This window comes from Kitasatospora sp. NPDC090091 (assembly GCF_044747365.1).
Taxonomy (GTDB): Bacteria; Actinomycetota; Actinomycetes; order Streptomycetales; family Streptomycetaceae; genus Kitasatospora.
On sequence record NZ_JBIVDY010000026.1, the window covers coordinates 25,903 to 39,850 of the forward strand.

Here is a 13,948-nt window from a genome sequence, read left to right on the forward strand (position 1 = left end):
CGGCGGACCATGCACGCCCGCTGCAGCTAACGTCGCGCCCTGCCGGGGCAGCCGAAGCGGCAGCCCCGGACACAGCCGGGGGTCTCACATCGTCTCGGTGAGGATGTGGAAGAGGAACCACGCCGAGAAGCCGCACCACGCCACGGTGAACACAGCCCGGCCGGGCTTCGTCCGGACCCGGAACCAGGCCCGGGTCCGCTCGGACAGGGTGTCTCCCAGCTTCCGGTTGCACAGCGCGTAGGCCTCGACCACGGCGCCCACGCCCAGCACCAGGCCCCAGACCAGATCAGCGTTCGGCATCGACTTCTCCCTCGTCGGTCAGCAGCGGCTCCGCCTGGTAGCGGAGCCGGCAACGGCAGTTGCGGATCAGCGCGGGCGGCGCGATCGGGTCGCCCGGGTAACGCAGCGGGAATCCGTCGGCGGAGAACGGCTCCAGCACCGGCAAGGTCTGCCCGTTCAGTTCCTGGTGCGCAGGCCGGACACGTTCGTCTCCGCGGCTGATCCAGGTGCGGGTGACCTGCGGCCCGCACGCAGCGGCGGAGGCCTCGGCGGCGCCGTTGACGGCCGCAGCGGCAATGCCGCGCGCCGTTGCGTCTGCCACCGCCCGGGCGTGCTCAGCGAACAGCCTGCGGACATGGCCGACCAGTTGCTCCAAGGTCAGACCGGGATGGTTCTCCTGCACCGCGGTGATGGCGTCCGCGACGTCTGCGAGGAAGGTCTGGACCGAGACCGCTCCGAGGGTGACCGCATCCAAGGTGGCGGCGTGCAGGCCGCCGGCCGCGGCCGCGAGCAGCGGCGCGCTGCCGGCGCTACCGGCGAGTGCAGCCAGGCACTCCGCGGCGGTGGCCTGCACCGCCAGGGCGACGAGCGGTTCAAGGGTGGAGACGGTCTCCTCCGCCCACCGATCCGGCGCCACGACCCGTGCCGGGTCGATCGGTGCGTCTCCGGACCGGGTGTCGACCTCGTACGGCCCGGGCTGCCAGTACCTCGTCTTGCTGCGGACCTTGGGGGAACGCAAGCGCGCTCCGATCACCTCGGCCTGGCGGGCGAGAAGCGCATCCAGGGCGGCGGCCGCCCCGGCACGGAGACGATCTGCCTCAGCTTCCGACGGCTCCCAGCCCGACACAGGGCTGGGCCCGGATACTGGTAGAGCCTTCGTCTCCCTGACGGATGCCACCGCGGCAGCCGCAGGCCCGAGACCGGTACTCGACCTGGAAGCACGCGCCTGGTCAACGGCCGCCGCTGCTGCGCCCGACCCCTGGGGGGCATCCGGGCCGCTCCGGGCGTTCGCGACGGCCGCCGCGGCTGCGCCCGGTACCGACTCGGCCTGTTGCCCCTGAGCGGCCGCGACGGCCGCGGCCGCCGCGCTCTGAGGACTTCCAGGCGAGGCAGGGCCCCGGGCCGCCTCGACCGCGCTGGCGGCCGGCCCGCGCGGCACCCCGGACGGCTCGCCGTTCGTCTGAGCGCCGACGGAAGCCGGGCCACCACCGCCGATGTCCTGCCCCGGGCCGCCGCCCAGACCAAGTTCGGCTGCGTCCTCCGGGCGCCCCGGCACGGGGGCCTTCTGCGGGCTGAACCAGAGCGCCCGGGTCTGCGCGTTGTCGATCGGATCCCGCCCCGCGGCCTCCCGGTACTCATCCGCGGAGATCAGGCCGGCCGTCCACTCCTCGCGCAGAACCCGTAGCCGCTCCCGCCGGGGCAGGTCCAGGACCTCGACATCCGAGGTGTCGATCAGCGGCCGCCACCCCTCGTCGACATCCAGGTCGGGCAGGAACGCGGAGGCGATCAGGTCCAGGTGCGGCAGCTCGGTGATCGTCCAGAACGTGAACTCGTCCTGCTCGGCATTCGCATAGGTCTTGCCGGCGGTGTTGCCGAACATTGCCTCGCTCACGCCGAAGGCGGCGAGGATCTCGTCTTTGCTGATGCTCGACAGGTCCTTGTACGCCATGTCGCGGGGCTTGGCGGAGGTGTCGACGAAGTCGATGCCGCCGGGGCCGGTGCCGATGACAGCGAGCTGCCCGGCATGGTCGACACCCGGGGCGAAGCGGGCTTCGATCCGGTCCAGCTGGCGCTCCGTAGCGCCCTTGAGGTCGACTCCGACGATCCCGCCCGGCCGGCCGTCGCGCCGCAGGAACGTGACGTTGTAGAGGCGGGCCAGATGGTCAAGGTCGACGCTGATGCCGGCAGCCTCCAACGGCGTGATCCCCGAGAACGGGTCTGTCGGGTGGGGTTCACGCACCCACCTCACGCGCTCCGGATCGAGCTCCCTCAGGCGGCCGGTCCTCGTGGTGAACTCGTAGTGACTGATGTAGTCGCCGCTCGGATCCGGCACGGGCCGTACCCGGTCCGGCGGCAGCAGGTCGAGACGGGTGATCGTCCCCAGCCGGCTCTTGGTCACTTCGATGAAGGCGCCGCGCTTGGACAGCAGCACCTGCGCACTCAGGCGCTTACGGAAGACCCGGCCCGACTCCAGCGGGTTGGCCCGGCCGTTCAACACGCGGTAGAGCGGATGCTCAGGCAGGAACTCCGTGTACTGACCGGGCTTTTCGCCTCGGCCGATCGTGAACGGCCGCCGCGCCTGGTGACCGGCGATCGTCTCGACGCTCTTGAACACCCAGACGCCCTGCTCGTAACCCTCGCTGACGACACGCTCCATGTCCCAGCCGTCAGCCCGGCCCTCCGTGCCGTACTCGGCAGTGATCCCCGGCAACGAGGCCCACGACCCGTTCCACCGCGCGGCCTTCGACTCCACCCCAGCTGGTACCGGGCGGGTGACCAGGCGTCGCAGCCCCGGCGCCAGGCGCCGCCCCATCAGGCGTCCTCACTGGCCAGCCACAGGCCCGTCGCCACGATCAGCACGGAGATCACGGCCGCCCCGCACAGCGGGTGGAAGACGAACGCCACTGCGGTCAGGGACAGGGTACCCACGACGGCCAGGAGCAGCCCGACGAGCTCCCGCGGCGGGAGCGGCGCCGGCTGCGACTGCGCGGGCTGAGGAGGCTGCGAGGCCGGAGGAGTCGTCACCCGGCGGACCGTAGGCACCCCCACCGCTTGCGTCGCGCCCTCACACCATCCGCTGGACGTACGCCTCGACGCCCCGCCGGCTGTACGTGTGCCCCGGCACCAGCCGGGCACCTGCCGGAGCCACCGGCGCCGGCAGCCGCTTCGCCCGGACCCGCTGATCGCCACCGATCAGGTGCCGGTTGTCGACCACCGCCGCGCACTTCTCATCTGCGACATCCTCGTACGGACGCCGGCACCCCTTGCAGTACACCTCCAGCGCGGTCACCCGCTGCTGCGCCTTGGCCAGGAAGCTGCCGCGAAAGTCGGCATACCGGGCAATGTCGGAACTAACCGGCAACTCGGCGGCGACGACCCACTCGTGGTCGGCCGGGATGGACTTCTTCGTGGAGTTGGTGCTGCTCACAGACTTCCCCTCGTCGAACGGCCGAGAGGACCGGCTCCACTCCGTTCCTCTCGCTGGGAAGTACGGCGCGGGCCTCAAATTGGTTACACCTCCACCCCGCCGACCCGGTGTGAGGCTGTGCCTAGCGTTGGCTCCTCGTGCGGCGCGGTACCGTAGGCCCAGTCATTTCAGCGCCTGTAGCTATGAAAAACAGACCTGTAGGAGCTGAGCCGGTGACAATCGGCGTGGGGAGGTCCGGCAAAATGGACACCATCTCAGGTGTCGAGGTGGAAGGCCGGCCCGTCCACGCAACGCACAGCGCCCGCCGGGGAGGGGTTCCCCAACGGGCGCAACTGTGCTCGACCCTTAACCATCTGCAAGGAGCTCAAGAGTCGTGAACACCAACGATAGCCACCCCACGGGAGGTGGGCGCGCATGAGTGCCGAGACGTTCCAGGCGCCCGTCGACGCGGAAGCCCGGATCCCCGGCCAGGCCGGGGAACTGGATGAGCCGGTGGCGGAGGTCAAGGGTTACACGCCGCCGGAGCAGGAGCCGGACGTGGTTGCCGTCGCCGGCTTCAAGGGAGGCGTCGGCAAGAGCCGCACGGCCAAGGAGCTGGCCTTCCTGCGGCAGGCCGTCCTGACGGACTTCGAGTGGGACTGGGGTGGCGTCACCCGCGGGTGGGGCTACTTCGAGGAGGACCGCGTCAGCACGCCGCCTCTCCTGCGCGCCTTCCAGACCGGTGAGACGCCGAAGCCGCTGTCCGGCAACGGCCGCAAGCCGGACCTGATCCCCGGCCACACCGACTTCGAGCGCAACCAGCCGAAGGCGGACGTGGTTGCCGAGTCCCTCCAGCAGTGGTCGCGCGGCCTGAAGCGGCGGCTCGTGGTCGACACCCACCCGGGCGGCTGCGAGTCCACCTACGGAGCCATGGCGGGCGCCCGGGTCACGGTCGTCCCCGCAGTCCTCGGCAACGAGGAACTGCGAGCGCTCGAAGGGCTGCTCACGAACCTTCCCGACTATCCGCTGCTGCTCATCCCCTACAAGGTCAGCCGTGCCCCTGCCGCCTGGCTGCTTGACGAGCTCGAGCGTCTCTCGGACACGTTCCAGGCACAGATCGGGCCCGCGGTCGGCAACTACTCCTGGATCCCCGACCGGCGCAGCCGCGTGCCGATCTGTGCCGGCAAGCCGTCCAAGCGCACGGGGCAGTTCATCGAGGAGATGCAGGCTGTCGCGGAGGCGGTGGAGAACTATGGCCGATGAGATCGTGAGCGAGACGGTCAACGAGCCAGCGGTCAAGAAGGCGGCGGGCATGGGCGCTCTGAGGGCGCGAACCCAGAGGACTCCGCGCCAGGAAGTGGCCCGCCGCGAGCCCCCGAAGCCGCTGCACCCCAAGGCGCTCCCTGCTGCTGCCACCGCAGTGCCTGCGACCTTCCAGCCCGCAGAACAGCCTTCCAACGCCCCTGACCCGGACAGCGTGCCGACGACGAGCGTGCTGGACGAGGCCCCACAGAAGGCCGCACAAGCCGAGCAGGCGGCCGCCCCCACGGAGGCGCAGCCCGCCATCGAGACGGCCGTGGTCCCGGTGCCGGAGATCCCTGCCCAGACCGCGCCGTCGAGCGATGGCGCGAAGCAGCCGATCGAGTCCGACACCGTCACCCAGCCCACGGCAGCCGCTGAACCGACGGCTGACGTGCAGACCAGGCCCGCTGACAACGCCTCTTCGTCCGCGGTACCGGCTGCAGGTCAGTCTGCACCTGCAGCGCCTGCCGCCGTGGCCGAGAAGGACGCAGACAGCCGCGGCACGTTGCCCGGTCCCGAGGACGCCCGGCCGTCTGAGGCCGCCAGCGTCCGAGCGGCCGGCGCTGCCCTTGAGATCCGCGCTGGGCAGATCCCGGTGAAGGCCGACCCCGCCACCGCGACGCACTGGGACGTACGCCCTCCGCAGCAGGTGAGCGAAGGCTACCCGAGGGCCGAAGAGGTCCTTAACCAGCGCCACATCACCCGCGAGGCGCTGAACGCACAGATCCCCGTCGAGCTCCAGATCCCTCATCGGCTCGAGCTTCTTCGGGTCGTCTCGCGGATAAGGCAGATCCCGCAGGCCGACTTCGTGGCGCTGGCCGTTGACTGGTTCCTCCGGGGAGGCAGTCAGACCCCTGACGCGATGCTGCCGCCGTGGAATCACTACACCGGCCCCGGCGAACCCGACGAGATCCGGCAGGCCGAAGCGGTCCTCGAGGACCGCTTCATCTCCAGGGAGCCTCTGAAGGCTCAGGTGCCTGTGGAATTGCAGCTTGGACACCGCATCGCGGTCTACCTGGTCATGAACAAGCTGCGCAAGACGCCGCCTGCCGACATCGTTGCGGTTGCCCTGGATCGCTGGCTGCGCGTCATGGGCTACTAGGCGTACAGAATGAAGGTGCCCGCCATCTCGCGAGATGGCGGGCACTTCTCGCATGGTAGTAATAGGCCTACGGCTAGGGCAACGGCTAGGCGCCTAGCCGTAGGCCTATTACTACGAAAGCAGAAGGAGAAGCAGATGCCCTCGAAGCATGCCGCACTTGCCCGCAAGGCTCAGCAGCTGGCCGACGCCCTTACGGCCCTGGAGGCACAAGGAGAAGCGGCCTCCAGCTTCGCCCCCCACCCCGACACCGACGCGCTGCTGAACCGGCGTGGCGTCACCCGCGAACAGCTCAACTACGCGGTACCCGAGACCCTGGACCTCAAGAACCGCCTCAACGCCTACAATCTCGACAACGGCAGCCCTGGACAGGGGAACATCGTCGCAGCCGTCCTGGACGCATTCCTCCGTGCCGAGGGATACCCGCCCGACCTGGACACAGCGAAGACGCCCTAGCGGCACCCCTGCTCCGGCTGCACCGACGGTAGGACACAAGCCCCGGCCGGCGACGACAGTGCCCGCCATGTCGACCACCGTCGCGCCGCTGCGCACCGCCACCGCCGAAGTCCTGGCGGAAGCAGCCCGTACCGCCGGCCAGGGCGTCCGCTCCAAGGACGCCGCCAACATCGCAGACCTACTGCTGCGCGCCCCGGTCCCAGCACGGCGCGCCGCCGTCAAGACCCTCAGCGCGCGAGAACTCGGCTTCGTCGTCCGAGAGGTCCGTCGCGAACAGGGCACCCTGTACGGACTGTGGCACGACAGTCCGTCAGGGTTCGTCGAAGACGTCCTGGGCGAGACGATCTGGAGCAAGCAACGCGCCGTTCTCGACGCCGTCGCCCGCTACAAGCGCACCGCCGTCCCCGCCGGCTTCGGCGTCGGTAAGACCTGGCTCGCTGGCCGGCTCGTCGCGTGGATGGGCTGCGTCAACCCGCCCGGCACCGCGGTCATCGTCACCACCGCGACGCGGTTCCGGCAGGTCCGAAACCAACTCTGGCCGCACATCCGCAAGGTCGTCGCCCGCGGTGGCCTGCCCGGCTGGTGCGACACCACCCAGTGGAAGATCCCCGACACCTGGGGCAACGCAGTCGTCGTCGCGTACGGCTTCACCGCACCCGAGAACGACGAAGCAGCCATGCAGGGCATCCACGGCACCCCGAAGCTTCTCATCGTCGTCGACGAGGCCGGCGGCATCGCCCGCACCATCGGCAACGGCACGAACAACCTGCTGACCGGCGATGCCCGGATGCTGGCCATCGGCAACCCGCCGGCCGACGACCCCCGCTCGTGGTTCGAGCTGCTCTGCGACGAAGGCGACGACCCCGAGGAACCGACCACCGCAACGATCCCGATCCGCGTTCTTGACTCGCCGGCCATCACTAAGGAGCGCGTCCCGTACTGCCGGGACTGCCCGCCCGGCGGCGCCCCACACTCCCTCGCCGAACACCTGCCCAACATGGACTGGGTCGGCCGGACCGTACGCGAGTACGGCGAGGACCACCCCTACGTCCAGGCCAAGGTCTACGCCCGATTCCCGAAGGGCGGGTCGAGCAAGGCCATCCCCCTCGCCTGGATCGAGGCCGCCCAGGACTCCGACGACCCCGACGGCCGGGACTGGATACGCCTCGACCAACTCGGCCTGGTCGGCGAGACCGCCACCCACACGGTTCGCCGCGGCTCCTGGGTTCGCCTCGGCATCGACGTCGCAGCCGACGGCGGCGACGAGGTCACCATCTACCGCGTCGTCGGCGACGCCCTGGAGCAGCGGCACGCATCCAGCGGCCAGATCAACATCAACCAGGTCGACGTCGCCGAACGGGCCCTGGAGGAGATCCTCCGGGCACAGCGTCTGGCGGCCGCGCTCGGCAGCCGGGCCCCGGTCCGAGTCAAGGTCGACCGCAACGGCCTCGGGCACGGCGTCACCAGCATGCTCGAACGGTGGGGCGAGGAAGGCCGGCACGACGCGGAGATCGTCGGCGTGATGGTCAGCGAGAACATCGACCCGGACCGAGAAGACCCCGCGCAGCTGATGCGCCCGTACCGCAAGCGCGACGAAATGTGGCTGGCCGGGCGGGCGCTGCTTCAACCTGACCCGGCGACCGGCAACGGCAAGCTGCGCCTACGCGTCGATCACGCCTGCGCGGTTCAGCTCTCCTCGCCGAACCTGTCCACCAACTCGAGCGGCGCCTCGGTGGTCGAATCGAAGAAGAGCATGAAGGCCCGCGGGGTCTCGAGTCCGGACCGCGCCGACGGCGCGCTCATGGCCATCTACGAGCCCGAAGACCTGTTCGGCCACCGCCGCATGGGCCTGATCAACTAGCGGCACGGAGTTGCAGCGGGCCCGCATCTGTCTGCCTGTCAACTACCCAGCTCTGGCGCGGTCTTTTCTGGGGTACCGTCCCCCCGGGACCAAGGATCGGAGTGGACAAGTGCCCGAAGAGAGCTTTGAGCACGCTGGCAAGCGAATTGCCTACTACCGCAAGTTGCGTCGGCTGACCCAGGAGGAACTGGCGGCGGCCGCCCTGACGTCGTACAGCCTTCTCACGAAGGTCGAGCAGGGGAAGGTGCCAGCCTCCCCGACTCTGCTGGGGGCACTCTCCCACGCTCTGAGAGTCCCGGTGACGGACCTCACCGGGCAGCCGTACCGCACGGAGCTGGAAGCCGACGAGATCGACCCGCTGATCCAGGGCATTCGTGATGCGCTGGACGGCTACGACCTGGGGGCGGACGAGGAGGTCCGGCCCCGACCGCTGAGCGAGCTCCACCAAGCGGCCGAGGCGCTCTGTGCCCGGGTACGCAACACGGACATCAAGGGCGTCGCCATCGAGCTGCCTGCGCTCATCGACGAGGTGACCTCGGCGGCCTACCTGGCGCCGAGCGACTCCATGTGGCGAGTGCTGGCGTCGCTGTACCGCACGGCCTACGACGTCACCAGCAAGCTTGGCTACCCCGATCTGTCGATGATCGCGCTGGACCGCCTGCAGTGGGCATCCGAGCGGGCGAGCGACCCGGTGCTGGCCGCAACGCGGCAGTATTACCGGACGCTCGCCTACACCCGCTCCGGTCGGATTCGAACCGGCAGCCGGCTGATCGCGGCGAGCATAGCTCTCCTGGGGGAGGCCGCTCCCGGCCGAGAGCGGGACGTGGTGGCAGGGCAGCTTCACCTGGGCGCGGCTGTGGTGGCGGCCCGCTCCGGCGACGGCGACCGGGCCCTGGACCACATTGCCGAGGCAACCCGGATCGCCGCCCTGACCGGGCCTGCGGAGCAGGTGCACTGGCTGTCGTTCGGGCTTCCGAACTGTGGCGTTCACAAGGTGTCGATCCTGGCTGATCTCGAACGCTACCCGGAGGCGGTCGAAGCCGCGGGACAGCTTGAGATCCCGACGCACTGGCCGGTCTCACGCTACGCCGCGCACGTCACCGAGGTTGCCCGGGCCCAGGTGATGATCGGCGACAGCGCCAGTGCTCTGGCGAGCCTGCGTAGGGCCCGTCGGATGGCGCCGCAGCAGGTGCGGTACCACCCCGTGGCTCGAAGCGTCGTCGGGGCGTTGATGCACGGGCGACGAAACCCTCCGCGCGAGCTGACCAGCCTTGCTTCTTGGGTTGGTATGTGACGCACAGTCAAGAGGCCGGACTATCAAACTTCTTTGATAGTTCCGGCCTTTTTGCGCGGGCACACTTGTAACTGTCCGAAACGGATTGGCTACGAGGTGATCATGGCTGTCTTGCGCAACAAGAGCGGACCGGCGCCGATACGGCGCACGCGCCAGGACCTGGAGCGACGTCGACTTCTTGCCGAAGCGGCCGCCGGCCATCACGGCTTCACCCTGCGACCCACCGGCCCGCGGCCGGCGCCGGCGCAGGGGGATGACGCTCCCCGCTGAGCCCAATCCAGCGACCGACCCCGCTACCAGAGACCCGTTCGCCATGGCGGCCTTCCCGTGGAGCAATGACATGCGCACCTCAAGACTCTCTCTCAAGCCGGTGAAGACCTCGCTCTATGCCCTGTCGACCGGCCTGTCAAAGCCAACGCCGGCTCTGACCGACTGCGAGATCCTGGCGAAGAAGCGTGGCTGGCAGCCGGTCGGGGAGTTCTGGGACTGCGCGCCGCCAGGGTGTACGCGCCTCGACCATGCACAGCGGTGGGCCGCGGCGCTGAAGCAGGCGGAGATCGGCATGACCCGCGGGATCGTGGCGAGCAGGTTGGACGACGTGGCACCGGACGCGGCGGCCTACGCCACCCTCACCGCCTGGGCCGCCGACCACTGCACCTTCGTGCTCTTCGTGGACGGCGGCCGGTACGGCCCGCACCACCTGATCGGCCCGGCTCCGTCGGCACCGACCGCGAAGGCGGCCTGATGAGCGACGGTCAGCGGGAGGGCCGGGAGGCCGCGGCTGCACTTGACGCCGCCCTCGCCCGAATCGGGTTCAGGCTGCCGACGGTGGAGGAGTACCCCTGGCCCGTAGGGCCGCGCCCGGTGCCGATGGTGAAGATCGGGCTGTGCCCGGCCAAGACGATCAGCGGCCTGGCCGCGTGGATCAACAAGCACGCCGACTGAAGCCGGGGAGGTGGGGCCGATGCCGCAGGTGGAGCTGTTGGTGGTCGCGAGTGCCAGGCAAGCGCCGGGCCTGCGGGCGCGGGTGATGCGGGAGCTGCAGACCTGGGGCGTACGCCTGGACGGCGCCGCCGCGGACATGGTGGGCGTCATCGTCAGTAACACCTTCGCGACCGCGCTGCACGGCCCTCACCTGGGGCAGCTCGTCATCGTGCGCCTGGTCCTGAGCGGCCACGAGCTGGCCGTCGAGGTGTTCGCCGGAGCGACAACGTTCCCACCCCATCGGACGGCCGACGCCGGGTCTGCAGGTCGCTTCCCGAGGGTCCTCGCGATCTACGCCGTCGAGACCGGGATCGAGACCGGCGCCCGCGGCACCCGGTACTGGGCGACCGTCCACCTACCCGCACCGGCGCGCCGACGCCGGCGGTGGCCACGCCTGCCCAGGCCGTACACCCTCGCCTGAACTGCGCAACCAATCCCGATCCACGAGAGGAACCTTCGCGTGTACGCCCCGCCCGAGCACCGTCCTGCGCCCGTGTTGCTCCAGCCACTGACGCCGCCCGCCCTGCCCCCGGGCAACCCTGCGGGGATGCGCTGGCTCGCCGAGCTGCATGCCGACCCGCAGTCCTGCCTGGACGCATGGACGGCCGGCCGGCTGGCCGGGATCCCGCTCGGGCGCTTCGAGGTGCTGCGGGTATCCGCGTCGATCGGCTACGCCATCCTTCAGAACGGGCCGCGCACCGCACCGGTCCTACACACCGTGGCCCTCGGCACGACGGACTTCTTCCTCATCCCCGGGAGCATGCCCGCGCACAACAGCGTCGGCATGCTGCAGCAGACAGGCGTACTGCCGTGTCCCGCCCCCGGCCGCGCCCTGCCCCGGCGCCGCACACTGCCCCTACCCGGCGAGCACGTGAGCCCGGAGGACCTCGCGCCGACCTGGCTGGTGAAACCGGACGGCAGCGGCGACCTGTGGCACGGGGAGCAGGTGCTGGCGGCTACTCACTCGGCCTACGCCTACTTCGACAGCCTCTCGCACCACGAGTCCACCCCCGCGCCTGCCCAGCCGGGCGCACCACGGCCCGAGGCGGCCGCGCAGTTCATCGCCGCCTCACGAAGAGCGTCCTGAGCCCCTCGGGGCGGCCGGCAGCGGCAGGCTGGCGGCCATCCCGAGGTATCAACGCCCGCCCCTTCCGGGGCGGGGCAGAGCGGCAGGGCAGCACGCCATCCTCCTCGCGCGCCGGGCTCGCCGCCACCGCGGGCACCGTAGCGCCGACAACGGCGCAGCGGACCCGTCCCAGCCACCGCCCGACACGCCCCCGTTGACGGGCGGCGGCACCCGGTGGGGCCCGGCCTCTGGAAGCGGAGCCCGGGCCCCACCACCCGAAGCACCACGCCGACGACGAGAAGGACCGAACGGGGATGACGAGTACGAGCATCCTGGACAGCCGCAAAACCGCACGGCGACGCCCGCGCGTCACCGGAGGCCGGCCACCGGCACCGCAGGCCAGTCCCGACGAGGACCGGCCCGAGCGTCCGGAACCGCCGCTGTGCGTCCTCTCCTGGGACCTGGAGGGCGCCGACGTGTGGTCGGCGGCCGACTGGATCGCCGACCAGGGCGCCGACCTTGTCCTGCTCCAGGGCCTGCCCACCCAGCACGTCGCGCGCCTGCACGAGGCCCTGGCCATGCACCTCTACACCCGGGCGGGCGAGATCGACGGGGTGTGCAGCGCGGTAGCCGTCGCGGATGACGGCCCGCTGGTCGTCGGCGCCGATCCCTTGCCCCTCGCCCAGCCGTGGCCGTTCGCCACGCCGGTCGCGGTGCGGCTGCGGGCACAGGGCAGCGGCCGCGAACGTCCGCTGCTGCGCATCCTCTCCGTGGACGCCTGCTCCTGGTCCGGACCGCGGCGCCTGGACGAAGCGCTCTGGCTGACCGCGCTCGCCCAGCGAGAGAGCGTCCTCGCCGCCGGTAACTGGCACTGCGCACCCATCGGCCAGGGCACGATCGTCCGAGAGATCACCGACCCGGTGCTGGGGTGCCACCGTTCCTACCCAGTCGGCAAGAACACATGGTTCGGGGACGACCGCCCCGACCGCGTGCTGACGAACGGTGGCCTGCCGGACCCCGCCTGCGCCCCCGAGGCCCGCCCGCCCGGTCCGACCACCGGCCACCGTAGCGGCGACCGGCCGCTGGAACGCCTCCACCGTCTCCACCTCGCCACAGCCCTGCTGCCCGCCGTCCTCGGGGTGATCACAAGTGACGACCCCGACCTGCGCAAGTGCGCCGTCCACCTGCCGGTGACCGCCGACCTGGACGTCACACGCCTGAACACCGGGCTGCGCGAGGATGCAGCCCGGCGCGCCGCGAGACCCCCGTGTAGCTGAGCTTCCCGCTCCAAACCGGCCCACGGCCCGGAGCGGGACGCGGTACGCGGCCGGACGCGATCCGTCGGGCCACGTACCGTGCCGCGGCGGCCCGGCCTCCTCCCGATGTTCTGGGGAGACATTGGGCGGGCCGGCCGCCGCGCGCACCACCACCGGGGGCGAGAACCCCCTCGTCCCCGAACCACCCTGCCGACCAACCGACCGGAACGGTGTGCACATGACCGCCGCCACCCACGTGGGCAACCTCGTCCTCGGCACCCACCTGCGCCACCTGCGCGAGTGCCAGGACCTCACCCCCGCGTCCGTCGCCGCCCGCCTGCCCGACCCGGCACCCGGCGTCGACACCATCAACCTGATGGAAGCGGGGAGCAGCCCGGCGCTGCGCGACGCCGCAGCGAACAACCGCCTGGCCGCCTTCCTGCACGCCTACGGCGCCGGCCTGGTCGCCGTCGCCGACTTCCACCAGGCCGTCGACGGGATCGACCGTCACAACAGCCGCTTCCCGGACGACGGAGCGGGCTGGACACACCGCTACCAGCTCCTCGAGCAGCGCGCCGACGCGCTCCTGCTCGCCGGCGTCACCTCCATCCCCGCCCCGCTGCGCACCATCGGCATGGAGCGGGCTGTGTGGCTGGAGCTGCACGCGCCGAGTGTCCCGCTCGGCCTGCCGGCGCTGATGGCCCAGCCGACGGGCGGCTGCCAGCCGTGCCGGCTGTACCGGGACGATCTGCTCAAGGACTCTGCGATGGCGGGGGTGTGGCGGGCGGCCGTCGCCGCCGCACGTGCGGAGGCCTTCGACAAGCGGATCCGGCGGGAGAGCGGCCAGGAAACGGTCGTCCTGCTGGACGAGAACCTGCTGTACCGGCCGCAGGCCGGGCCGCGTGCCCACGCCGACCAGATGCGCCACCTCGTCGACCTCGGGGCAACCACGCGGCTGCGCGTGCGGGTGGTGCCTGCGAACAGCGGGGCGATCCTGCTTGCCGACATGGCCGAGCTCACCACGCAAGGGCGGACCCTGACGGCCGAGCTGGGGGACTCGAAGGCCGACTACGCGGACGGCGTCCACTCCGGTCTGCGGTTCGCCCTGGAACGGTCCCTGGACCCGGAGGCGAGCGCACGTCTGCTGGAGCGCGCCGCGGCCGGCACCCTGCCCCGCCGGTGGCCGTGAAGGCCCCTCGAACTTGCCACCATCACTACGCACCT

General features: G+C 70.9%; 15 protein-coding genes. 11 read left to right on the forward strand and 4 right to left on the reverse strand.

Annotated elements, in window-relative coordinates:
* Positions 1-84: 84 nt before the first annotated feature.
* From ACIPSC_RS32880 to ACIPSC_RS32895, 4 genes are all read right to left on the reverse strand, one after another.
* On the reverse strand, positions 85-300 hold the full coding sequence (locus ACIPSC_RS32880) for a hypothetical protein (protein WP_400831515.1): 216 nt from the start codon (positions 298-300) through the stop codon (positions 85-87).
* Positions 287-2,656 carry a phage portal protein gene (locus ACIPSC_RS32885; protein WP_400831518.1) on the reverse strand — a complete coding sequence of 790 codons (2,370 nt, stop codon included), beginning with the start codon at positions 2,654-2,656 and terminating at the stop codon, positions 287-289. The genes ACIPSC_RS32880 and ACIPSC_RS32885 overlap by 14 nt, the downstream gene beginning before the upstream one ends.
* A 155-nt stretch (positions 2,657-2,811) precedes the next feature.
* Complete coding sequence (locus tag ACIPSC_RS32890; protein WP_400831520.1) at positions 2,812-3,024, reverse strand: hypothetical protein; 213 nt, start codon at positions 3,022-3,024, stop codon at positions 2,812-2,814.
* Positions 3,025-3,064: 40 nt separating this feature from the next.
* The gene (locus ACIPSC_RS32895) at positions 3,065-3,427 is read right to left on the reverse strand and encodes a hypothetical protein (RefSeq protein ID WP_400831522.1); all 363 of its coding nucleotides are present in this window, start codon (positions 3,425-3,427) and stop codon (positions 3,065-3,067) included.
* Positions 3,428-3,841: 414 nt separating this feature from the next.
* On the opposite strand from ACIPSC_RS32895, the gene ACIPSC_RS32900 reads away from it, so the two are divergent.
* From ACIPSC_RS32900 to ACIPSC_RS32950, 11 genes are all read left to right on the forward strand, one after another.
* On the forward strand, positions 3,842-4,669 hold the full coding sequence (locus tag ACIPSC_RS32900) for a ParA family protein (protein ID WP_400831524.1): 828 nt from the start codon (positions 3,842-3,844) through the stop codon (positions 4,667-4,669).
* Complete coding sequence (locus tag ACIPSC_RS32905) at positions 4,659-5,810, forward strand: hypothetical protein (protein WP_400831527.1); 1,152 nt, start codon at positions 4,659-4,661, stop codon at positions 5,808-5,810. Before ACIPSC_RS32900 ends, ACIPSC_RS32905 begins: the two co-directional genes overlap by 11 nt.
* Before the next feature lie 135 nt (positions 5,811-5,945).
* On the forward strand, positions 5,946-6,263 hold the full coding sequence (locus ACIPSC_RS32910) for a hypothetical protein (protein ID WP_400831529.1): 318 nt from the start codon (positions 5,946-5,948) through the stop codon (positions 6,261-6,263).
* Positions 6,264-6,330: 67 nt separating this feature from the next.
* Positions 6,331-8,124, forward strand: a complete 1,794-nt coding sequence (locus tag ACIPSC_RS32915) for a hypothetical protein (protein WP_400831531.1) — start codon at positions 6,331-6,333, stop codon at positions 8,122-8,124.
* Positions 8,125-8,233: 109 nt separating this feature from the next.
* Positions 8,234-9,418 carry a helix-turn-helix domain-containing protein gene (locus ACIPSC_RS32920; RefSeq protein WP_400831533.1) on the forward strand — a complete coding sequence of 395 codons (1,185 nt, stop codon included), beginning with the start codon at positions 8,234-8,236 and terminating at the stop codon, positions 9,416-9,418.
* 340 nt (positions 9,419-9,758) lie between these two features.
* The gene (locus tag ACIPSC_RS32925; RefSeq protein WP_400831535.1) at positions 9,759-10,163 is read left to right on the forward strand and encodes a hypothetical protein; all 405 of its coding nucleotides are present in this window, start codon (positions 9,759-9,761) and stop codon (positions 10,161-10,163) included.
* Positions 10,163-10,363, forward strand: a complete 201-nt coding sequence (locus ACIPSC_RS32930) for a hypothetical protein (RefSeq protein WP_400831537.1) — start codon at positions 10,163-10,165, stop codon at positions 10,361-10,363. Before ACIPSC_RS32925 ends, ACIPSC_RS32930 begins: the two co-directional genes overlap by 1 nt.
* A gap of 19 nt (positions 10,364-10,382) precedes the next feature.
* Positions 10,383-10,823 (forward strand): hypothetical protein, encoded by a 441-nt coding sequence (locus ACIPSC_RS32935; protein ID WP_400831539.1) that lies wholly within the window; start codon positions 10,383-10,385, stop codon positions 10,821-10,823.
* 39 nt (positions 10,824-10,862) lie between these two features.
* Positions 10,863-11,489 carry a hypothetical protein gene (locus ACIPSC_RS32940; RefSeq protein ID WP_400831543.1) on the forward strand — a complete coding sequence of 209 codons (627 nt, stop codon included), beginning with the start codon at positions 10,863-10,865 and terminating at the stop codon, positions 11,487-11,489.
* A gap of 293 nt (positions 11,490-11,782) precedes the next feature.
* Positions 11,783-12,745: a hypothetical protein gene (locus tag ACIPSC_RS32945; protein WP_400831545.1), complete on the forward strand. Its 963-nt coding sequence runs from the start codon at positions 11,783-11,785 to the stop codon at positions 12,743-12,745.
* Positions 12,746-12,962: 217 nt separating this feature from the next.
* A complete protein-coding gene (locus ACIPSC_RS32950) occupies positions 12,963-13,913 on the forward strand; it encodes a Scr1 family TA system antitoxin-like transcriptional regulator (RefSeq protein ID WP_400831548.1) in 951 nt (316 codons plus the stop codon).
* Positions 13,914-13,948 lie beyond the last annotated feature (35 nt).